Annotated in this window: 18 protein-coding genes; 9 read left to right on the forward strand and 9 right to left on the reverse strand. The window is 35.4% G+C overall.

The window, feature by feature from the left end; translation table 11 throughout:
• From RTP52_RS02950 to RTP52_RS02980, 7 genes are all read left to right on the forward strand, one after another.
• On the forward strand, positions 1-1,069 hold a 1,069-nt coding region (locus tag RTP52_RS02950; RefSeq protein WP_312369152.1), incomplete at its 5' end, for a hypothetical protein.
• Positions 1,070-1,560: 491 nt separating this feature from the next.
• Positions 1,561-2,496 carry an FtsH protease activity modulator HflK gene (gene hflK / locus RTP52_RS02955; protein WP_312369153.1) on the forward strand — a complete coding sequence of 312 codons (936 nt, stop codon included), beginning with the start codon at positions 1,561-1,563 and terminating at the stop codon, positions 2,494-2,496.
• A 2-nt stretch (positions 2,497-2,498) separates the two neighbouring features.
• Positions 2,499-3,407, forward strand: a complete 909-nt coding sequence (gene hflC, locus RTP52_RS02960) for a protease modulator HflC (protein ID WP_312104278.1) — start codon at positions 2,499-2,501, stop codon at positions 3,405-3,407.
• A gap of 292 nt (positions 3,408-3,699) precedes the next feature.
• Complete coding sequence (locus RTP52_RS02965; protein WP_312369155.1) at positions 3,700-5,157, forward strand: alpha/beta hydrolase; 1,458 nt, start codon at positions 3,700-3,702, stop codon at positions 5,155-5,157.
• Positions 5,158-5,340: 183 nt separating this feature from the next.
• Entirely contained in the window at positions 5,341-5,580 is a 240-nt protein-coding gene (locus tag RTP52_RS02970) for a hypothetical protein (protein ID WP_312369157.1), read from the forward strand.
• 662 nt (positions 5,581-6,242) lie between these two features.
• Entirely contained in the window at positions 6,243-8,828 is a 2,586-nt protein-coding gene (gene clpB, locus RTP52_RS02975) for an ATP-dependent chaperone ClpB (protein ID WP_312369159.1), read from the forward strand.
• A 490-nt stretch (positions 8,829-9,318) separates the two neighbouring features.
• Positions 9,319-10,902, forward strand: a complete 1,584-nt coding sequence (locus tag RTP52_RS02980; protein ID WP_312104269.1) for a DEAD/DEAH box helicase — start codon at positions 9,319-9,321, stop codon at positions 10,900-10,902.
• Between the two features lie 291 nt (positions 10,903-11,193).
• Here the strand turns inward: RTP52_RS02980 and RTP52_RS02985 are convergent, their stop codons facing one another.
• From RTP52_RS02985 to RTP52_RS03020, 8 genes are all read right to left on the reverse strand, one after another.
• A complete protein-coding gene (locus RTP52_RS02985) occupies positions 11,194-11,922 on the reverse strand; it encodes a YjjG family noncanonical pyrimidine nucleotidase (protein WP_312104267.1) in 729 nt (242 codons plus the stop codon).
• A 272-nt stretch (positions 11,923-12,194) separates the two neighbouring features.
• Complete coding sequence (locus tag RTP52_RS02990) at positions 12,195-12,737, reverse strand: NADH peroxidase (RefSeq protein WP_312104265.1); 543 nt, start codon at positions 12,735-12,737, stop codon at positions 12,195-12,197.
• A 427-nt stretch (positions 12,738-13,164) separates the two neighbouring features.
• Complete coding sequence (locus RTP52_RS02995) at positions 13,165-13,563, reverse strand: Fur family transcriptional regulator (protein ID WP_312100629.1); 399 nt, start codon at positions 13,561-13,563, stop codon at positions 13,165-13,167.
• Positions 13,564-13,751: 188 nt separating this feature from the next.
• Entirely contained in the window at positions 13,752-13,994 is a 243-nt protein-coding gene (locus tag RTP52_RS03000) for a Veg family protein (RefSeq protein WP_312369162.1), read from the reverse strand.
• A gap of 603 nt (positions 13,995-14,597) precedes the next feature.
• Positions 14,598-15,014 (reverse strand): protease complex subunit PrcB family protein, encoded by a 417-nt coding sequence (locus RTP52_RS03005; RefSeq protein WP_312100635.1) that lies wholly within the window; start codon positions 15,012-15,014, stop codon positions 14,598-14,600.
• A gap of 80 nt (positions 15,015-15,094) precedes the next feature.
• Positions 15,095-16,327, reverse strand: a complete 1,233-nt coding sequence (locus tag RTP52_RS03010; protein ID WP_312369165.1) for a DUF4129 domain-containing protein — start codon at positions 16,325-16,327, stop codon at positions 15,095-15,097.
• Positions 16,299-17,441, reverse strand: a complete 1,143-nt coding sequence (locus tag RTP52_RS03015; RefSeq protein ID WP_312369167.1) for a DUF58 domain-containing protein — start codon at positions 17,439-17,441, stop codon at positions 16,299-16,301. The genes RTP52_RS03010 and RTP52_RS03015 overlap by 29 nt, the downstream gene beginning before the upstream one ends.
• A 164-nt stretch (positions 17,442-17,605) precedes the next feature.
• Positions 17,606-18,568 carry an AAA family ATPase gene (locus RTP52_RS03020; RefSeq protein ID WP_312369169.1) on the reverse strand — a complete coding sequence of 321 codons (963 nt, stop codon included), beginning with the start codon at positions 18,566-18,568 and terminating at the stop codon, positions 17,606-17,608.
• Between the two features lie 356 nt (positions 18,569-18,924).
• Between RTP52_RS03020 and RTP52_RS03025 the strand changes: the two genes are divergently transcribed.
• Both RTP52_RS03025 and RTP52_RS03030 read left to right on the forward strand, forming a co-directional pair.
• Positions 18,925-19,359, forward strand: a complete 435-nt coding sequence (locus RTP52_RS03025) for a GNAT family N-acetyltransferase (protein ID WP_312100724.1) — start codon at positions 18,925-18,927, stop codon at positions 19,357-19,359.
• Between the two features lie 25 nt (positions 19,360-19,384).
• On the forward strand, positions 19,385-19,924 hold the full coding sequence (locus RTP52_RS03030) for a signal peptidase II (protein ID WP_312369171.1): 540 nt from the start codon (positions 19,385-19,387) through the stop codon (positions 19,922-19,924).
• A 255-nt stretch (positions 19,925-20,179) separates the two neighbouring features.
• On the opposite strand, the gene RTP52_RS03035 is transcribed toward RTP52_RS03030, so the two are convergent.
• Positions 20,180-21,925: an NADH-dependent [FeFe] hydrogenase, group A6 gene (locus RTP52_RS03035; protein ID WP_312369173.1), complete on the reverse strand. Its 1,746-nt coding sequence runs from the start codon at positions 21,923-21,925 to the stop codon at positions 20,180-20,182.
• Between the last annotated feature and the right edge of the window lie 8 nt (positions 21,926-21,933).

The raw sequence follows: 21,933 nt of genomic DNA on the forward strand, positions 1-21,933 counted from the left end.
TTATCATGGAGAACCAGCAGATATCTCAGACGTACTTAATATGGACTATGTGACATTACGAGGAGTGGATGAGAATATCTATGCAGTTATAATTAATCAGGGACATGGATATCTTGAGTTATCTGGGCAAGAAGATTTTATTGGAGGTACGATTTCCGTAGGAACAACGGCAATAGAGGACATTACCAATGATCTTAGACTTACGATAAAAGAAGGAAACTATCCAGTGACAGTAAGAAATAAAAATATGGAAGGTACGAAAGATGTAACCATAGTAAGAGGGCAGACACTAAAGTGTAATGTAGAGGAATTTGGTATGGCAGCTATCCTGCGTGGTCGGGTTCGATTTTCTATTAAACCAGAGTCTGCAAATCTTTATATTGATGGCGTGAAAACAAATTATATAGAGCCAGTAGAATTAACATATGGAGAGCATAAAGTCGAAGTATCTCTTGGTGGTTACGTTACTTATAAAGGGATATTAAATGTCGATCGTACAGACCAAATCGCTAACATTACGCTTCCGGAAAACGATGGTTTCAACGGAAGCAATAACAGTAATAACAGCGAAAATAACAATGGAGATAACAACGGAAACAACAACGGAAATAATAATTGGAATAATAATACGGATAATAACAATGGTTATGAGACTGACTTTGAGGATAACTGGTCAAATAATTCAGGTAATTCTGGAGGATCCGAGATTGAGGATAACACCTCAGATGGTGACGATGATATGAATAACTCTGGAAATGGCTCGAGTGGAAGTAACCAAGGTTCTAATAACAATGGTGGAAATAACAATGGATCCAATAACGGAGGGAATTCCTCCAATGGTAATCATAATTCCAATAAGAATAATACGATTACAATTAATTGGATTACGGGAGCAGATGTTTATTTTGATGGAGCATTTATGGGTACCATTAAGAATGGAAAGTTAGTGGTTGAGAAACAAATAGGGTCCATAGATGTTGATCTGGTCGTTGAAGGAGAGGAAACAAAGAGTTATCAAATTGAAATTGAAGATGACGGTGCAGACGCTTACTTCTCTTTCCCTAAATAGAAACTTATGAGTGGAAGCAATTACCCTAGTTTATAGGACCAAAATGAGCAGAAAATATAAGAAAGAGCAGAGATTATAAGAAAGCCAGGAAGTATTAAAATATATTCCGTGGTTTCTCTATAATCTCTGCCTTTTTAAAATAAGGAAAGTTCACGAAGTGCTTTTTCTTGTTTTATATTATGAATTTATTGAAGTTAGAATGAATTCTATGAAAGGTAGATTAAAGTAGTTCGTCTTAGGACCTTATTATATATTATTAGAATAGTATATTTTACAGTTCGGATTTTTATTTTTTAAAAATGCCACTATCAAATCAATACATTATACGATCTAAATAAGGAATATATAGGAAGGAAAATGTATATTTAAAAAATCATGAAATTTTAATACATTTAATTAAACTCTAATATGGTTTTTCTTGCTTTTCCAGGGGGGAATAGGTAAGATAGAACTACAATAAATTCCTTTAAAAGAAAGGGGAAGATAAAAAGATGGATGAGAAACAAATAAATGCAGTAAAGAAAGGTTCAAAAGTTGCTGTAATTGTTATCGCAATTGTTGTAATTGCTATCCTAGGAGGGATGTCAGCATATACAATCAATGAGCAGGAACAGGCTGTCGTTACCACCTTTGGAATTCCGAAGCAGGTAAGTGAACCTGGTTTACATTTTAAGATACCATTTATACAAAAGGTGCAGATGGTTGATACCACAATTAAGGGTTTTGCGATTGGCTATGACATTAATACTGGGAATTCAATTGATGAAGAATCCCTAATGATTACGGTGGATTATAATTTTGTACTTGTGGATTTCTTTGTAGAATATAAAGTAACGGATCCAGTGAAATATTTATATGCTTCGAATGACCCAGTGAGTATTTTAAAGAATTTAGCACAGAGTTGTATTCGTTCCCAAGTAGGAAGTTATGATGTGGATAGCGTTATAACTACTGGTAAAAATGAAATTCAGACGGTAATCCGAGAAATAATAACCGAAAAACTAGACGAACAAGATTTAGGTATTTCTTTAGTGAACATCACAATTCAAGATGCAGAACCACCTACCGTAGAGGTTATGGAAGCATTTAAGGCAGTAGAAACAGCAAAGCAAGGAAAAGAAACAGCAATCAATAATGCAAATAAGTATCGTAATGAAGAGTTACCTGCTGCAGAAGCACAAGTTGACCAGATTACAAAAGAGGCAGAGTCAACAAGGCAAGCTCGTATCAATGAGGCAGAAGGTCAGGTAGCTAGATTTAATGCTATGTATCAAGAATATAAAAAGAATCCATTAATAACGAAACAAAGAATGTTTTATGAAGCAATGGAGGACATTCTTCCTGATTTAAAAGTTATTATTGATAACTCCAAAGGTGGAGTGGAAAAAATATTACCGATAGAACCATTGTTAGGGGGTGCACAGTAAGTATGGGAGATGTTGAGCATATCAAACAAAGAAGAAGAGCACCAAAGTTTGCTCTTGGATTCATTATATTAATTGCTGCCCTTGGACTTTTTATTTTAGGAACATCAATCGTTGTAACGCAGCAGGATGAATATACACTAATTCGCCAGTTTGGGAAAGTAGAGCGTATTATTACGAAGCCAGGACTTAGTTTTAAGATTCCGTTTATTGAAGATACCGCAAAGCTTCCAAACAAAACATTATTGTATGATTTAGCTCCTTCTGATGTTATTACGAAAGATAAAAAAACCATGGTAGCAGACAGCTATGTTCTCTGGAAGATTGAAGATCCTCTCTTATTTGTAAAGAGCTTAAACGCACAAATAGCAAATGCAGAGAGCCGTATTAATACAACAGTCTATAACTCTATTAAAAATGTGATCAGTAGAATGGCACAGAGCGAGGTTATCTCCGGACGTCATGGAGCATTAAGTTCCGCAATCATGGATAACATCGGCGATGTAATGGATCAGTATGGAATTAAACTTATTAGTGTTGAAACAAAACACTTGGATTTGCCAAGTGATAACAAAACAGCTGTCTACGAAAGAATGATTTCTGAGCGTAATAATATTGCAGCTTCTTATACTGCGGAAGGTGAGTCTGAAGCTAAGAAAATCCGCAATCAGACTGACAACGAGATAGTAATAAAAATTTCTGCAGCTAAAGCAGATGCTGAAAAAACAATAGCAGCAGGGGAAGCAGAATATATGAAAATTCTTGCAGCTGCATATTCCGATGAATCAAGAAGTGATTTCTATTCCTTCGTTCGTTCTCTTGATGCTGCAAAAGTTTCTTTAAGTGGTGACAATAAAACTTTAATCTTAAATTCTGATTCACCTTTAGCTAAGATATTTAATTCTATTGAATAAGGTGGTATAATAAAAGATAGGAACATAGGTGCTACAAATGATTTCAACCAGAGAAAGATTTTGTGGCACTTTCCTGTGTAAAGTAATTAAAAGTGTGAAAACTGTAATTAAGACGCAAGAATAAGAAGTATATGCAAAAAGTTTTCAAACCTTACATTTGTGTTGATGCACAAATGGTTCTGGTTAATTAAAGTGGCGAAAGCGCCAGAATAGGTATTAAGTTGAAAAATAGAAAGTAATTTTTCAACCTCTTGATTTATACGCGTGCCAAAGCACGCAGATGGGAGTTAGAATGAAAAGGGTATTATTGGGTTTGGGCTGCAGTTTACTTATCCTTAGTATGGTCTCGTGTAAAGGAAAGAACAATAAAACGGACCAGGTAATAAGTGAAGGGGAACTGACAGTGACACCAACGATAACAGAGGCAATCATTACGGATATGCCTAAAGAAACACCGACGCCAGGACTTATAGACTCAGTAGAATTTAGCGAGAATGGTATGGCGGATCTTTCAGCGAAGTTAACGCAAGATTTATTAACAGAGAATTTTGAAGAAGTCTATTCCTATCTTGCGGATACAGTGAAAGAGCAATTAGCGCTACCTGACTTAGAGAAAGCTTTTCGCAGTACTGTTGAACGAATTGGTGAGTTAGTTTCGGTTACCTCGGTAAAAGCTACAAAAACGGGAGAGTATATCTCTGTAGATAGTTTAGTAGAATATACAGAGAATGGGTTAAAGATATCTTATGTCTATAATAAAGATTGTAAGTTAGAGAAACTATGGTTTTCCTATCAACCAATTGAGGAAGAATACGATAAAGAGAAGATAGAGGAAATCGATATCACTATCGGTATCACCAACGGTGTCACTGCTGGTGAGGGAGAATTTCCTTTGGATGGTATTTTAACCATGCCAAAAGGTATAAAAAATCCACCTATCGTAATTTTAGTACAAGGGTCAGGGCAGAGTGATATGGATGAAACGATTGGCGGAACGAGCAATAAGCCATTTCGTGATATCGCAAGGGGACTAGCGAGTGAGGGTATTGCCTCTATCCGTTACAATAAAAGATTTTATCAATATATGGATCAAGCCACCGATACGATGACTATTTATGATGAGGTATTAAAGGATGTTACTTATGCCATTCAATATGCTAAGAGTCTAACGGATGTAAATACGGAAAAGGTATTTGTACTTGGCCATAGCTTAGGAGGTATGTTATGTCCTAAGATAGCTGCGGATAATCCGGAAATTGCAGGCTTTATCTCCTTAGCAGGCAGCCCTAGAAAATTAGAGGATATCATACTGGATCAAGCGACTGAGGCGGCAGAAAACGGTGAGGTGAGTGAGACAGAGAAGACACTATACCTGGATACGATGAAGGCTCAGAGCGATCAAATTAAAAATCTTACTGAGGAAAATCTAAATGAACCATTACTGGGAGCAAACGGATATTATTGGATGAGTCTGAATGAAATTGATACGCCTAAAATCGTAGCAAATCTAACCATTCCAATGTTATTTATGCAGGGAGAAGCAGATTTTCAAGTGTACCCTGAAGTTGATTTCGAGATGTGGAAGGAACTGCTAAAGGGGAAGGACAATGCAACATTTCAATTATATGAAGGCTTAAATCATTTATTTATGCCAACAACAGGAGTACGCGATATTAGCGACTATAGTGTAAAGAGCAAGGTAGATGAGAAAGTGATTCTTGCAATTGCAGAGTGGGTAAAGGAATATTAAAACTAAGCAATAAGATAAGGTATTGTAGGACTTGTGAAAGACAGTTCTACAATACCTTTTTTGTTTGTTACATTATAATGTCTAGACGCTGAGACTTTTAGTATAAATGATGCGTTGATCTTCTTATACACATCTCATATTATCGAGAATAATATATAAGGAAAACTCGAGGAATTAAAAAATATGAATTGTATTAATCCAGAAGAATTACTCACGTCATTACCTACAGATTATACTGTTGATATGGCATATAAAAACGATGATGTTTTATTAACACCTGAAAGTAGATCATATAATATTGCCAAACTTAATAATTTCATTAAGAATGTACAACGTGAAATTCCAGATTGTATATTAATAACCACTTTTGGAATAGATGGCCCTGCTACAACAAGTGTATTAAGCTATGACGGAAATTTCTAAACATTTACTTTTGATAATTCCCGATATAGCCGAACGCATGATATTAGATCTTTTCTTGTCAAGCGTATTTATACAAAACTCAGTACGAATGAATTTTCTACTAATCGTATATATTACGTGGAAACTTATGATGGTTATAATTTTCAAATCTTTAGAGATGTGACATTCCACAATAAATCTTATTAATTCATAATTAGAAATATCTAGCATTGCTCATATTCCATATTGTTATTATATTTATCCTTAATAGTATCAATATCGTGCGTAATTTTATCTACACCCCTGAAGGCATATGAATGTATAAAACTTCTGTAGAACGGCTACAATCGACATAATACACTCTATCACTAATCCAGTTTGTATAGAATATCCGCTTTGTCTGTAAAACGTTAAAACCTTGATGTAAAATAACAATCCATCAAAAAGTAAAAAACAGAAAATAATACTTGACATCATAATTATATATGTTATAGTTGCAATAGAACAAACGTGTTATACTGATTTTAACATGAAAAAAGATTAGATTGTAAAACGAAGTATGGTTTTTCAGTATTTTCGTTTATATATGTGCTTAAGCACACAGAATTTAGTGTAAATAATTTTAAATGAAAATTTGTGCCTGCACCCCAAAGTTTGCAGGTTATGAAAGGCAGGTAATTTATATGAATATTAGCAAGTTTACTCAAAAATCTTTAAAAGCAGTACAAGACTGTGAAAAACTGGCATATGAGTATGGTCACCAGCAAATTGATGAAGAGCATTTTTTATACTGTCTGTTAAATGATAAAGAAGGTCTTTTGCCAAAATTATTTCAAAAGATGGACATTAACACAGAAGTGTTTCTTGCTCAGCTACAGGGGTTATTAGATAAACGTCCTAAAGTTAGTGGTGGGGAAGTTTATATTAGTAATGACTTAAATAAAGTATTAATTTATGCAGAAAATGAAGCCTCTGCAATGGGAGATCAGTATGTCTCTGTAGAGCATCTGTTTCTTAGCATATTAAAGTATCCGAATAAAGAGATAGCGAGGTTACTTAAGGATTTTAATATTAATAAGGATCGATTTTTAACTGCGCTTGCATCTGTTCGTGGTAATCAACAGGTTCGAAGCGATAATCCAGAAGCAACCTATGATACACTAGAGAAATATGGTGTTGATTTAGTAGAACGTGCAAGGAACCAAAAGCTCGACCCTGTAATTGGCCGTGATAGCGAAATACGTAATGTAGTACGTATACTATCTCGTAAGACGAAGAATAATCCAGTGTTAATTGGTGAACCAGGTGTTGGTAAAACCGCTGTAGTCGAAGGATTAGCGCAGCGTATTGTTCGCGGCGATGTTCCTGAAGGATTAAAGGACAAGCGTCTTTTTGCTCTTGATATGGGTGCTTTAGTAGCAGGTGCGAAATATCGAGGAGAGTTTGAGGAACGTTTAAAAGCAGTTCTTGATGATGTAAAAAACAGCGATGGTCAGATTATTCTATTTATCGATGAGCTCCATACGATTGTCGGTGCAGGAAAGGCCGACGGTGCCATGGATGCTGGTAATATGCTAAAACCTATGTTAGCTCGTGGTGAGCTTCATTGTATCGGTGCTACCACCTTAAATGAATATCGTATGTATATTGAAAAGGATGCAGCTCTTGAGAGAAGATTCCAACCAGTCATGGTAGAGGAACCAACTGTTGAAGATACGATCTCTATCCTACGTGGTTTAAAAGAGCGTTATGAAGTATTTCATGGTGTTAAAATTACCGATGCTGCTTTAGTAAGTGCGGCAATTTTAAGTAATCGATATATTTCTGACCGTTTCCTTCCGGATAAAGCAATTGATTTAGTTGACGAGGCTTGCGCATTAATTAAGACAGAGCTTGATTCGATGCCAACCGAACTAGATGATATCTCACGTCGTATTATGCAGATGGAAATCGAAGAAGCAGCACTGAAAAAAGAGGATGATCGACTAAGTAAAGAACGTCTTTTGAGTCTACAAAAAGAATTAGCAGAACTTCGAGAAGATTTTAATGTTCAAAAGGCAAAGTGGGATAATGAAAAAGCAGCGGTAGAAAAAGTTCAAAAGCTTCGAGAAGAATTGGAAGGAATTAATAACGAAATTCAAAATGCAGAATTAAATTATGACCTAAATAAAGCAGCAGAATTAAAATATGGACGTTTACCAAGTCTTCGTAAGCAACTTGAATTAGAGGAAGAGAAAGTGAAACAAGAGGCTCACACCTTAGTTCATGAAAGTGTTAGTGAAGAAGAAATTGCACGTATCGTTTCTCGTTGGACAGGTATTCCGGTAGCTAAGCTAACAGAAAGCGAACGAAATAAAACCCTACATCTTGACGAGGAGCTTCAAAGAAGAGTCATTGGTCAAGAAGATGGTGTACGACGTGTTGCGGATGCCCTGCTTCGTTCAAAGGCTGGTATTAAGGATCCAAGTAAACCAATTGGTTCCTTCTTATTCCTTGGGCCTACGGGTGTTGGTAAAACAGAACTAGGCAAAGCGCTTGCGGAATCCTTATTTGACAATGAACAAAATATTGTTCGTATTGATATGAGTGAGTATATGGAGAAATATTCTGTCAGCAGACTAATTGGAGCGCCTCCAGGATATGTCGGATACGATGAGGGTGGTCAGCTTACGGAAGCTGTTCGTAGAAAGCCATATTCGGTTGTTTTATTTGATGAGATTGAGAAAGCTCACCCGGATGTGTTTAATATCTTATTACAGGTACTTGATGATGGACGTATTACAGACTCCACAGGCCGTACTGTAGACTTTAAGAATACGATCTTAATTATGACATCTAATATTGGTTCCACCTATCTATTAGACGGTATTGATGAAGCAGGTGAAATTAGTGCACAGGCAGAGGGTATGGTAATGGAAGATCTGCGTGCTCATTTTAGACCAGAGTTTTTAAATCGATTGGATGAGATTATATTATTTAAACCATTAAATAAGGAAGATATTCGAAGTATTGTTGATTTATTACTCACCAATCTAAATAAAAGACTGGAAGATCGCAGTATTCGTGTAGAATTAACCGACACAGCGAAGCAGCTAGTGATTGATAAAGCGTATGATCCAGTCTATGGTGCGCGTCCTTTAAAGAGATATCTACAAAAGAATGTTGAAACATTAAGTGCTAGATTAATCTTAAGTGACCAGGTAAAAGAAGGTGACATCATCTTAATTGATACCGAGGGTGATAAGTTAACTGCAAGAGTTAAAGCTTAAGTAAATCATATCAAAAGTATAAATATTCAATATATCAAAGAAAGAAATTTATCTGAAAGAGGAAGAATTATTACGCTAGTTCACAGAAGTCTTCGAGATATGTTCTAGTGAAATATTGGATATAATAAGGTAAGAAAAGCTTAAAATAGCTCAAATTGCCTATTCCTTCCGTTCTTATCTTTCTGGAAAACGCCTTGACGCAACTAGCTTTTAATGATATACTACAACCCGAAGTATTATCGGAATAGACATTTACACTAAATGAAAAGGGAGTGTTGTAAGATTCACCCTGAATCAATGGGTAATTGAGTTGATCATGGTAATTTTACAGCACTTTTTGTGCGTATACATCGGGTTTAGATAGATAGAAGTGGAGATACTCTAAATGTTTCCAAGGACGCGGTGTCAACCATGCTGCGTAGAAATTTCCGATATAACATTGTGGATAGGCGCATGGTGCTTTCTGTGCGTTTTAGAAAGGAAGTAAGGAATGACAATTAGATTTGATGAAATGGAGTTACAAACTCCGATTATTAGAGCAATCGAGGAGCTTGGTTATGAAGAAATGACACCGATTCAGGCTCAAGCGATACCGGTTGTATTAGAGGGGAAAGATATCGTAGGTCAGGCTCAGACTGGTACTGGAAAGACTGCTGCATTTTCTATTCCAATATTGCAGAAAATCGACCCAAAGGTAAAAGGTCTTCAGGCGGTTGTACTTTGCCCAACAAGAGAGCTTGCAATTCAAGTATCTGAGGAGATGCATAAGTTCTCAAAGTTTATGCATGGGATTAAAGCAATACCGATTTATGGTGGCCAAGACATTACGAGACAGATTCGTTCACTAAAAGCAGGAGTTCAGATTGTAATCGGTACACCAGGTCGTGTTATGGATCACATGAGAAGAAAAACAGTAAAGTTTGATAAGGTTTCTATGATAGCTTTAGATGAGGCGGATGAGATGTTAAACATGGGATTCCGTGAAGATATTGAAACTATCTTAAAGGAAATGCCAGAAGACCGTCAGACATTATTATTCTCAGCTACTATGCCTCAGCCAATTATGGAGATTGCAAGAACATACCAAAAGGATGCTACTGTGGTAAAGGTAGTAAAGAAGGAGTTAACAGTTCCAAAGATTGAGCAATACTACTACGAAGTAAGACCTAAGAATAAGGTTGATGTATTATCTAGGTTGTTAGATATGTATTCTCCAAAGCGTTGCTTAGTATTCTGTAATACAAAGCGTCAAGTGGATGAATTAGTTACTGCATTATCTAGTCGAGGATTTTTTGCGGAAGGTCTTCATGGCGATTTAAAGCAGCAGCAAAGAGATCGTGTCATGAGCTCTTTCCGTAACGGTAAAGCAGAAATCCTAGTTGCTACCGATGTAGCAGCAAGAGGTATTGATGTGGATGATGTGGAAGCAGTATTTAATTATGATGTACCACAGGATGAAGAATATTATGTACACCGGATCGGACGTACCGGTAGAGCAGGCAGAACTGGACGTGCATTTACTTTGGTAGTTGGAAAAGAAGTATACAAATTAAGAGATATCCAGCGTTATTGTAAAACTAAGATTAAAGTTATGCCTATTCCATCTGTTAATGATGTAACAGCTGTAAAGGCAGAAAAAATCTTAGACCGCATTAATGAGCTAATGGAATCAGAAGATTTATCAAAAATGATTTCCCTAATCGAAACAAAGTTAAATGAGTCAGATTATACTGCTCTTGATGTTGCAGCCGCATTCTTAAAGATGGCGATGGGAAATGATAACCAACCAGAAGAACAGGCAGCTCCTGACTTTGGTGATACTGGAGCTGAGCAAGGAATGGTTCGTTTATTTATCAATCTTGGTAAAAAGCAAAACATTAGACCAGGTGATATCCTTGGTGCGATTGCAGGAGAGACAGGAATGCCAGGAAAGCTTATTGGTAGCATCGATATGTACGATAAATATACCTTTGTTGAGGTTCCTAGAGAATATGCAGCAGATGTCATTCAAGTTATGAAGGAATCAAAGATTAAAGGTAAATCGATTAATATAGAGCCAGCGAACCGTAAGTAATCTTTGAAATATTCTTATCACTAAAGCTTGGCGTTAGTTGGATTAATTTTAGTTTGCAAGAATGAAAGAAATGTTTTGCGAGACTAATATAAAAAGAATTCAATAGAGTTAGTTTATTAACTAACTTGTTTATAAAGAAAAAAATGAGAACTAAGGACTGAGTCTTAGTTCTCAATTTTTATGAATAAGGGAAAAGTTCATGAAGCATGCCTTTTCTTGTTTACGAAGAGATTGCATTGAAGTTACCGATAAATTAGAACCTCATCGTCGGAGGCTGTCTAATCCCTTAAGTTATACAAATAGATACAGTTCCTCTAACTCATGGATTTCATAAGTCACAGTTACATCAATTCTTTTTTCTTCTTGCCTCGGATTAAACCAACAGGTATCAATACCGATATTATTGCCTCCTTTCATATCTGAAGTAAGGCTATCTCCAATAATAAGAGTAGTTTCAGGAGAAAAATCAGGAATACGATCGATGCAATAATGGAAAAACTCTACTTGTGGTTTTTGATATCCGGTCATTTCTGATATGAATATGTCTTTAAAAAGAGGGAATAAACCAGAGGCATTTAAGCGGTTATGTTGGGTAGTGGCTACACCATTCGAGACAATATAGACACGATGAGTTTTGCGAAGAGTTTCTATTAATTCTTTTGCCCCAGGTATTAAGTTGTGACCCGATGCAAGTTTTGCTTGATAAAGTGGTTCAAGATCCGTAGAATTGATTGGTTTTCCTCCAAATGTCAGATTCATAGGGGCGATCCCTTGTTTCTGTAATGCATCAAATACTGTTACAAAGCGAGTATGCAGAATTTCGTTTCGAGAAATTTCACCTCTTTCAAAAGCTTCCCATAAGCCATGATTAATTTCATGGTAGAAAGATAGAATTTCCTTAGTGAGAGGTACATTAACTTGTTCAAAAATATAAAATAAAGCATCTTGCTCGGATGCTTTAAAGTCTAATAAGGTATCATCAGCATCAAAAAGTAGTGTGGTATAGCGATATGATTTCATATAAAATTCTCCTAAATAAGTTTGTTTTATGTTTTAGGTATTATAGCATGGACACGATTAACGCGCAAATATAGTTTAAAAAAGAAGAAAAGGCAAGACTTCCATGGGGATAGAGGTCTTGCCTTCTTTCATAGGGGAGTATACAATTTTTATCATGCCATATCCTGGCGCTAAAAATTATATAGTATATTTCGCCAAGGGAGGGCGAGTAATCGAATAACTGGAGGAATACCGGGGAGTGTATTACTCCAAGGGAACAAGCATGGTTTTAATTATTGAAAATATCTCTGAAGTAAGCCTAAGAATGCTTTACCATGTCTAGCTTCATCTCTAGCCATCTCATGTACAGTGTCATGAATAGCATCAAGATTAGCTTCTTTTGCACGCTTAGCAAGATCAAACTTACCAGCTGTTGCGCCGTTTTCAGCAGCTACTCTTAACTCTAGGTTCTTCTTTGTGCTGTTAGTTACTACTTCACCAAGTAATTCTGCGAATCTGGAAGCGTGATCAGCCTCCTCATAAGCTGCCTTCTCATAGTATAAACCGATTTCTGGGTAACCTTCTCTATGCGCTACTCTTGCCATTGCAAGGTACATACCTACTTCAGCACACTCACCAGTAAAGTTATCTCTTAAATCTTTAAGAATATCTTCGCTAACACCCTGAGCAACACCAACTACGTGCTCAGCTGCCCATGTAAAATCGCTAGACTGCTCAGTAAACTTGTCCGAACCAGCCTTACAGATTGGACATACTTCAGGAGCGGAATCTCCTTCATGAACATAACCACATACATTACATACAAATTTTTTCATACTTATAATCTCCTTTTCATTTCAATACTTATTTTTTGATAACAGACCTTAAGGTTCTGTTTATAGCGGCAATAGAAAGAATGTAGTAAATTTGTTTTAGTAACTTTCTATTGTTGTTAATGATTTTTTTAAATTAGTAATCATTACTGATATCATTATGATATACCATAAGAAAAGAAATGTCAATACTTCTTTTCAATCTTTTTTAAATTAATTTTCCAATTCCTCAATCTGTGCTCTTAGCATCGTTCGTCTTTTATTATATAGGAGAATATTATATAGTAGAATAGGAAAGAAGTAGGAGCCGTGAAAAGAAAAAACCAGGATACCTTTCAATTAGAAAAGTTCCTGGTTTTTTCTTTTACACAATAAGAGAATTACATAACCTCTATTTATCTTCTAACTCAGCTGAAGCAGCTTGCTTACTTTAACTATTGGAAGTCTTAGTGATGCATTCTGGACAAGAGCCATAGAAGAAAGCAGTATGCCCTTCGATTTTACCTGCAAAATTTGCTCCTGCTAAGGTATCGATATGATCCAGAGATAATGCAGGAAGATCCATCACTTTATTACAAGTGGTGCATATAAAATGATAATGCGGTTTTGTTGTCCCATCAAAATGGTCACTTCCATCGCCGCAGCTGATTTTTAGTACTTCGCCTTGCTCAACCAAAAGATTCAGATTACGATAAACGGTTCCTAAGCTTATATTAGGATAAGTTTCACGAACCTTCATGTAAATGGTATCAGCAGTAGGGTGCTCTTTCGTATGGGCAAGATAATCTTTGATGGATTCTCTCTGTCTACTATATTTCGTTGTTTGCAAGCCTGACTCCTTTCTAAATAATTATATTAATAATGATTACTAATTATATAGAAAAAAACGTAACATGTCAATGTGTAAAAATAGAAAAGATGCCAAATATGATAAGCCACAACTAAGTGGTAATATCATGAAATGACATCTTAATATGTTAGATTTACCTTATATTATTAGGTATTTTGATACACTGATTAACAGAGTACCAATTCTACTTCCTTGGTCAAAACGTCTGTATAACTAAAGGACATTGTTTTCACGGACTCGGCGAGTTCACCTTCCACTTGAATTAAGAATACGCATGGATAAGTTTCAGCAATAATACCTTCAGCGATATCTACTTTATTACGCCCCTTATTTGCTTTGATTTTTACCCTTTTTCCTACGTTATTAACTACAGTGTTTCTTACCTTGCACATGTTTTCTGGTTGCTTCATTATTATACTCCAATCTGCAGTACGGTCTGTGAAACTTGACGCTTTACATGCTTGTTATAGTAAGTGATACGAGACCATTAATCATAGGCTTCATAATAAAGATTAGGGTTGCCCGTTTGGACAACCAAAAATAATATCAGAAAGCCATCTGACATAGTATTAAGTTAAGTTATAACTAGTAGTCAAGATACATCCAAAAACTAACAAATTCATAAGCATACTATAGCATACTAGGGTATTAAAGTCAAATTAAGGGGGGAATGTAGGTTCGATATTTTTGATTAAATATTTAATATTGCACAATAAACAACTGGAATGTTATGCATATTGTTATTTAATTTTCTAATATTTGGGTAGTAAGAACTAGATTTGGAAGAAATAGTGCACAATATAGCTAATAGTTACATGATAATTAATAACAAAAATATAGAAAATGTCAAAAAAACCTTTACTCAAATACTATATGTGGTTAAAATAACTTTTGATAATACTAAATATTGTTGTTATATGATTTTTGATTCAACAAAAAAAGCACAATCGTGAACTTTAACTTGACATGAATAAAAAAAGCAAAGCATTGAATGTAATGCTTTGCTTTTTTTATTATTGAAAGCAAACTTCATTATCCATAAATTCTGTTTTAATAACGACATATGGGTAAGTGATATTTTGAGTTACTGGTTCATTTTTTCCAGGACCAATTAAGTTGGTTTTCACATAGATCCAATTGCCGGCAAGATATAGTTCGTCAACAGAGATGCTATAGCCACCGCTTTTTTGAGCCCCATAACCTTGCACTATGTAGAGATAATCTTCATTTTCATAAGTTAGTTTAAAAGGATTGGTTTTCTTTTCTTCGATGCATTTTAATAATTTATCTGGTAGATCAGCATTCTCTACAACGGTAAATTCTAGATCCCTTTCTTTTTCTGGTGCATTTGTTTTCTTACATGAAATTAGTAAAGCACTTAATACAAGAAGGCATGAGAAAAGAAGAAACTGCTTTATAATATGTTTCATATGGTGTTGCTCCGAACAATTCTTATTCTATCTTATGATAAAAATTTTAGAACTATACGTAAACATAGGATAATCTATCATTATAAATAAGTTTTTGCTTTTTTTGCATCTTCTTTTGTCAAAGATTCATTGCTATATCTAGCTCGATTATAGAAGGCCGTAAGCTCTGGTAATCCTTTCTCTAAATTAGGGTCAGAGGTATCGGCACGCTCATTTGGTGTTAGTGACGGATCAAAACCTTTATTTTTATCTATAAAACGGTTTATTCTTTTCTTATAATAATACCTTATTTTTTGATTATTGTTTCCTTTCAGATCAACAACTTCCGTTTTAAGCTTTTTTCTTATAAGGCGTTCAGTGGTTACAATAACGGAAAAGTCATCTCCGTCTGTAAAAGAAGCGGGAGTATGAGGATAAAGGTACTTTTTAATAAAACGATATATTACTACAGAAACAGTAATGATAAATCCGGTAACAAGAGCAAAGCAAATAATAAAGATAATAACATCCAGTAGTAAATTAGATATTGGGCTTGCGGTTGCTTCTGGTAAAGGTGCTTGTTGCATATCAGGTAGATCCATATCTTCGATTTCGGGTATGACAAAAGCACTATGAAATAAATTGACAACAAACGAAAGAATAGCTCTAAGTCCTAGTTTTATGAGAGTTAAAGCATGGGATAAAAAAGCTTCTATAGGTTTATATCGAAGAAAAAAGGTTCCAAAAAGGAGAGTACCACAAATACTAAAAACCATTCGGTTATTACTCTTTAAGATTTCTTTTGTTGGAGTATACCCAGTATCTTCTTTTATCGGCTCAATGTACTTTGTATTCTTTAAATAAGAACAAAGAAGTGCGAGCATTAAGTATAAAATTCCAAAGTAATAAGAGAGAGTCTGATAATTACCGATATCACTTCTTCCTAAATACCAATAAAGTACAGGATAAGCAAATATGAGTGGTAATGGCATGTCAATAACTTTGGAGCGTGTCATATCACACCAAAATAAAATATCAAATCCTATAAGAAAAGACCATAGAATAATACAAAGGGTCTTATCCATTGTAGGAATTGTCAGGTAGAATAACATAACCAATATAACCAAATGAGGTAGTAGAAAAATAAAAAAGTGCTTTCGTACATAACTATTAATTAAATAAGAAAAAATCAGAAGGATAGCATAGAAAGCGGATTGTCTTACAATACTAGTTTGCTTAACAAATTGAAAAAGTAATGTTGTTAATGTACAGCAAACAAGTAATAGCATTCCAAGGTGGAATACATCAAGGAGTTTCTGATAACGTGGTTTCAAGATAGTCCACCTCCCATATCATAGAATTAGGAATCGATGTTTCTAATTCCTCCACAGACTTTAGTATTGGAATGATATAAAAACAAGAATACCCACAATCCATAAGCTTATGATAAGTTTCTAATAAATCAGGCTTTCGATAATTAGAAATTAATATTAGTTGATGGGATATTTGATCCTGTACCAAAAATTGTTCGAGTGTTGAGGTAAAGTTATCAGCGGATTTTTTTAAGTCTATTCTTGCTAAAGAGATGCCTAGCTGAGTTAAGTAATGTCTGCCACTTCCAGCTTCCATTTTTATAGTCTGACTTGTGAAAATATCCTTTCCATTACATAAAAATCGTACAGGAACATTTGCTTCATTCAGCATAGAAGCAAGGGAATAAGCAATTCGTATGCTTTCTTCTAGCAATTCTTCTTGATGTGATACAATATTGGCATCAAGATTTAGGTAAATGGATACATTTTGCCACGTTGTTGGGAAGTGAGTATTTACTTTTAAATGTCCTGTCCTTGCGGTTTGTTTCCAATTAATATGGCGTATATTATCATAGGGTTCATAATCACGGATGCTTTTTAATTCAAAAGGGTCTTCTGTTAATGCAGCCTGATGGATGATCGACTGCAGTGCTGATATCAGATTTTTTGGATAATTCAGCGGAGAAACTGTACCCGGTAGGACATGAATCATACTATCGCATGGCATCTGATTTGCCAGTATACCAGATAAGAACAAGTCACGGGAAATTAAATCAATGCGATTGATGGAATAACAACCTCTTTTGCTACAAAGACAAGGATATTTTCTGGTAATTTTCTGATATGGAATAATAGAGTAAACATTATGGCGATAATACTGATCCGTAACGTTTGCATTATTCTCTTTCCCAAATAAAAAGTACTTCGAGGTTGAAAACTTAACACGAAGGAGAGGGATAGGTAAAAATTTATCATTCTCAACACATTCGATAAGATAAGTTTTTTGCCCTTCGGTTACAAAGTTATCTTCAAAAGATAGTGTTACTCTTAATCTATAATCCCAATACTTCTCATATAAAAAGTGCTGAATATAGTACACAAAACCAATGAGAAGAAATGATGTTATAATTCTCATATGAACTCCCATCTGCGTGTTTTAGCACGCATACATAACAATTGCACCCATCGAATACAACATATTCTTGCAAATGCAGACTGTTATATTGAACCGTCATTAAAATAGAAGAAGCATGTAATTTTTATAAAACACGAACTTCGTTTCGAGGCTTAGCAACTATTTTATATCATCCTCTTCTCACTAAAATCCTCGGTTGGTACTGAGATTTTTTGAATAATCTCATCGATAGGATGATTATTAACCCCCTGTTTATAGTTCCCAAATAAAAGAACACGATGTTTTAATACGCAGGGCGCCAATTGTTTCACATCATCTGGTAGACAATAATTACGATTTTGTATCGCAGCATAGACTTGACAGGCTTTTATCAAGGCCAATGTTCCACGAGGGCTTACTCCAACAGATAATAAAGGATGCTTTCTTGTTGCCTGAATAATAGCAACGAGATATTCCCGTACTGAATTATGTATAAAAATAGTCTTTGAATATTCTCTGATTGCAAGAATATCTTCTGTAGAACATACTGGATTTAGCTTAGTTATTGGGTTGTTTAAGAGATATCTATCAATCATACTAAGTTCTTCTGATTCCGTAGGATATCCCATAGATAGTTGCATCATAAAACGATCCATCTGAGCTTCCGGGAGTGGGAAGGTCCCTGCGGTTTCTATTGGATTTTGTGTAGCAATTACAAAGAACGGATCCGATAAGGTCCTTGTCTCTCCGTCAATGGTAATCTGGTGTTCTTCCATACACTCTAATAAGCTAGATTGGGTTCTTGGAGTTGCTCTGTTAATTTCATCTGCTAATAAAATATTTGTAAAGGCAGGGCCTGCTAAAAATGTAAAACATTCTTCTTTTTGATTATATATATTAAGCCCTGTAACGTCTGATGGTAAAAGGTCTGGTGTAAACTGAATGCGCCTGAAATCTAGAGAGATGGAACGCGCGAGTGCTTTGGATAATAGTGTTTTTCCAGTACCAGGAGTATCTTCTAGTAAAACATGTCCACCTGCAATAAGGGTAGTTATTACTTTTAGAATAACATCGTCTTTTCCGATAATTACTTGCTGAATATTGGATTTTAATTCATTTACAATTTTATTTACCTCATTTACATTCATACAATAACCTCGCAAATTCTAAAATTTACTAATATTATATCATAGTGGCAAAGTAATTCAAGAAAGTAGTTTTTAACATAGATATATGTAATATAAACTTCATAAAGGCAACATTCTAATTTGTCAAAACAAGTAACATCCTAATTTATCTAAACAGGGAGATTCGATGTTTTGAAGCCATAGTATTACGAGCATATAAACAGAAATTACGGGCATATAAAGCAAAGTTTACGAGGATATAAAACAAAGATTTAGTTGCATGTGGAGCTTTTTAACTATATAATAGAAGGACTAACCAAAGAGTATATGGGAAATTCCCGAATGAATATCATATCGAGAGGAGAGGTTATCCTTTGGTGTCCCTTAGGGGTATTACAGAGTCCAATTATGATGCGGTGATTAATCTGAAAGTGAAAGAGGGTCAACGCCGCTTTTTAGTATCCAACCACTATTCGTTAGAACAAGCGAAGATACATAAGGACTATATGCCAATGACGATTTATGAGGAAGAAGAATTGGTTGGATTTTTAATGTATTGCTTACACCCAGATGAGTATCATTATTTAATTGTGCGATTTATGATTGATGAGAGGTATCAATCAAAGGGGCTTGGAGCAGAAGCGATGAAACAGCTTTTGCAGTATATGAAAGAAGAAAAGAATCAAAAGATGGTCTATATTAGTTTTGAGCCAGATAACGAACAGGCTAGAAGACTATATAAGAGACTAGGATTTCAACCGGTACATAGTGAATGGGTGGAAGAAGAAGTATTATATCGAATTCGTTTCTAAAGTGAAATAGAGGAGAGATGTTTTCATGAAACCGATCGCAAAAAAAAGCATAACAATAGCAAGTTTGGTAGTACTTGACCAGGTGATAAAGGCTATCATACGGCATAACTATTTTGATAAGAATTTTTGGATATTGGATGAAATATTTGCTTTCAGACCGAAGGTAAACACAAACCAATCTTATCTTGGGAATTATGTAAATATATTTAGTTACCCGTGGTTTGCAATACTGATTAATGTTTTCGTTATAGTGATAGTTTACTATATCTACCAGTATTATTGCTTTTGCGCAAAACAGGAGAAAATATTACCGAAAGCAATTTATGTGCTATTGTTGTCAGGAGCATTTTGTAGCCTTATTGATAAAATATTCTTTGGTGGCAGTCTTGATTATATTTTACTATTTGACTGGTTTATCTTTGATTTAAAAGATTGTTATATTAGTGGGGCTGAAGTATTGTTTGCTTTTGTAGCAATAAAAGATTATAGGGTAATTCAAAAAGTTAGGATACGTGATATTACTCACTTTTGTTATCGCAGATGGCGAAAGAACGATATCAATTAATGGTAAATATTATTTCTTTTTCAATCTTGATATGGATCGAATATTCGAACTATGTAAAGATCTAAAAAATGATGTTGTAGATTAATCAATTATTGGAGTTGCCTTGATTTATATGGAATATAGTAATCGAAGAGGTATATGAAAACTATCTTCTTAGATGAATTTGGACTAACAACTTTTATAGTTAAAATAAAAAATGTCTCAGCAGTTAATACATGTGCAGAGACATTTTTTATTTATTTTTATTGTCTATATTTAGTTAATAGATCTCTTAACATAAGTTGTATGCAAGATATCATGTGCCTTATGGCTTCCAGGAGCACCAAGGAACTCCTCATAAACTTTCTTCACTGCTTCATTTTCATGAGACATACGAAAAGGATTTGCTGCATCTGAGTCGTAGAGAACCTTAGCACGAAGAGCGCGTATGTCTGTAAAGTTACGAACGCTTGCTGGAACCTGAGGCTGACCACCACCATTGACACAGCCACCAGGACATCCCATGATTTCGATAAAGTGATAGTTTGCTTCTCCTGATTTAACTTTATCAAGCAACTCTTTTGCATTGGAAAGACCAGAAGCTACGGCAACATTGACATCCATACCAGCAACATGGAAAGTTGCTTCTTTGATGCCTTGTACTCCACGAACCTCATTAAACTCAATTGGAGATTCAGTATTTTCACCGGTTAATTTCCATACTGCAGTACGAAGAGCGGCTTCCATAACACCACCAGTAGCACCAAAGATAACAGCAGCACCAGTAGAGATACCAAGTGGATTATCATACTGCTCATCTGGCAATTCTAAGAATTTAAGGCCTACCTTATCAATAAGTCTTGCAAATTCACGTACGGTTAAAGAATAGTCAACATCTGGAACACCAGCTGCGGATTGATCGTCACGGCCAAGTTCGAATTTCTTTGCGGTACATGGCATAATACTTACACTGACCATCTTAGATGGATCAATGCCAAGCTTTTCCGCATAATATGTCTTTGCAATAGCACCAAACATCTGCTGTGGAGATTTACAGGAGCTTAAGTTTTCTGTCATATCAGGGAAATAGTGCTCGCAGTATTTAATCCATCCTGGAGAACAGGAAGTAATCAGTGGTAATACTCCACCATTTTGTACACGATCAAGGAACTCTGTTGCTTCTTCCATGATGGTTAAGTCAGCACTGAAGTTTGTATCAAATACTTTATCAAAGCCAATACGACGAAGGGCAGCAACCATCTTGCCTTCCACATTCGTTCCGATTGGTAAGCCAAATGCTTCGCCAAGCCCTGCACGAACAGCAGGTGCTGTTTGAACGAATACAAACTTCTCTGGATCTGCAATTGCTTCTAGTACTTCATCGGTGCTATCTTTTTCATAAAGCGCACCTGTAGGACAGACAGCGATACACTGGCCACAGGAGACACAGCTTGTTTCTCCTAGTCCCATATCAAATGCAGAACCGATATTCGTTTTAAATCCTCGTTCATTTGCTCCAATAACACCTACACCTTGTGTTAACGAGCAGACAGCAGTACAGCGTCTACAAAGAATACATTTATTATTATCACGAACCATATGAGCTGCGGTTTCATCGAGTTCATATAAGCCCTTCTCGCCATCATATAAGGCTTCGTCCTCAACTCCAAGTTCCTTACACAATTTCTGTAGTTCACAGTCTCCACTTCTTACACAGGAGAGACATCTTCTATCATGGTTAGAAAGAATTAATTGTAAGGTTCTTTTTCTTGACTTTAATACTTTTGGAGTATTTGTAAATATCTCCATACCCTCGTTTATTGGATATACACAGGAAGCTACTAAGCTTCTTGCACCTTTTACTTCTACTACACAGATACGACAAGCACCAATCTCGTTGATTTCCTTTAGGTAGCAAAGGGTTGGAATTTCAATGTGCGCTAATCTGGCAGCTTCTAAGATGGTCGAACCTGCCGGAGCAGAGACATCCATGCCGTTGATTTTTATATTAATATTCGCCATAGTAACCT

The sequence above is a fragment of the Lachnoclostridium sp. genome (genome assembly GCF_031997925.1).
Taxonomy (GTDB): domain Bacteria; phylum Bacillota; class Clostridia; order Lachnospirales; family Lachnospiraceae; genus Lachnoclostridium.

Coding starts and splice junctions, on each gene's coding strand:
- hflK (WP_312369153.1), top strand. CDS start 1,561: ATGGATGAGAAACAAATAAATGCAGTAAAGAAAGGTTCAAAAGTTGCT.
- hflC (WP_312104278.1), top strand. CDS start 2,499: ATGGGAGATGTTGAGCATATCAAACAAAGAAGAAGAGCACCAAAGTTT.
- RTP52_RS02965 (WP_312369155.1), top strand. CDS start 3,700: ATGAAAAGGGTATTATTGGGTTTGGGCTGCAGTTTACTTATCCTTAGT.
- RTP52_RS02970 (WP_312369157.1), top strand. CDS start 5,341: ATGAATTGTATTAATCCAGAAGAATTACTCACGTCATTACCTACAGAT.
- clpB (WP_312369159.1), top strand. CDS start 6,243: ATGAATATTAGCAAGTTTACTCAAAAATCTTTAAAAGCAGTACAAGAC.
- RTP52_RS02980 (WP_312104269.1), top strand. CDS start 9,319: ATGACAATTAGATTTGATGAAATGGAGTTACAAACTCCGATTATTAGA.
- RTP52_RS02985 (WP_312104267.1), bottom strand. CDS start 11,922: ATGAAATCATATCGCTATACCACACTACTTTTTGATGCTGATGATACC.
- RTP52_RS02990 (WP_312104265.1), bottom strand. CDS start 12,737: ATGAAAAAATTTGTATGTAATGTATGTGGTTATGTTCATGAAGGAGAT.
- RTP52_RS03000 (WP_312369162.1), bottom strand. CDS start 13,994: ATGAAGCAACCAGAAAACATGTGCAAGGTAAGAAACACTGTAGTTAAT.
- RTP52_RS03005 (WP_312100635.1), bottom strand. CDS start 15,014: ATGAAACATATTATAAAGCAGTTTCTTCTTTTCTCATGCCTTCTTGTA.
- RTP52_RS03015 (WP_312369167.1), bottom strand. CDS start 17,441: ATGAGAATTATAACATCATTTCTTCTCATTGGTTTTGTGTACTATATT.
- RTP52_RS03020 (WP_312369169.1), bottom strand. CDS start 18,568: ATGAATGTAAATGAGGTAAATAAAATTGTAAATGAATTAAAATCCAAT.
- RTP52_RS03030 (WP_312369171.1), top strand. CDS start 19,385: ATGAAACCGATCGCAAAAAAAAGCATAACAATAGCAAGTTTGGTAGTA.
- RTP52_RS03035 (WP_312369173.1), bottom strand. CDS start 21,925: ATGGCGAATATTAATATAAAAATCAACGGCATGGATGTCTCTGCTCCG.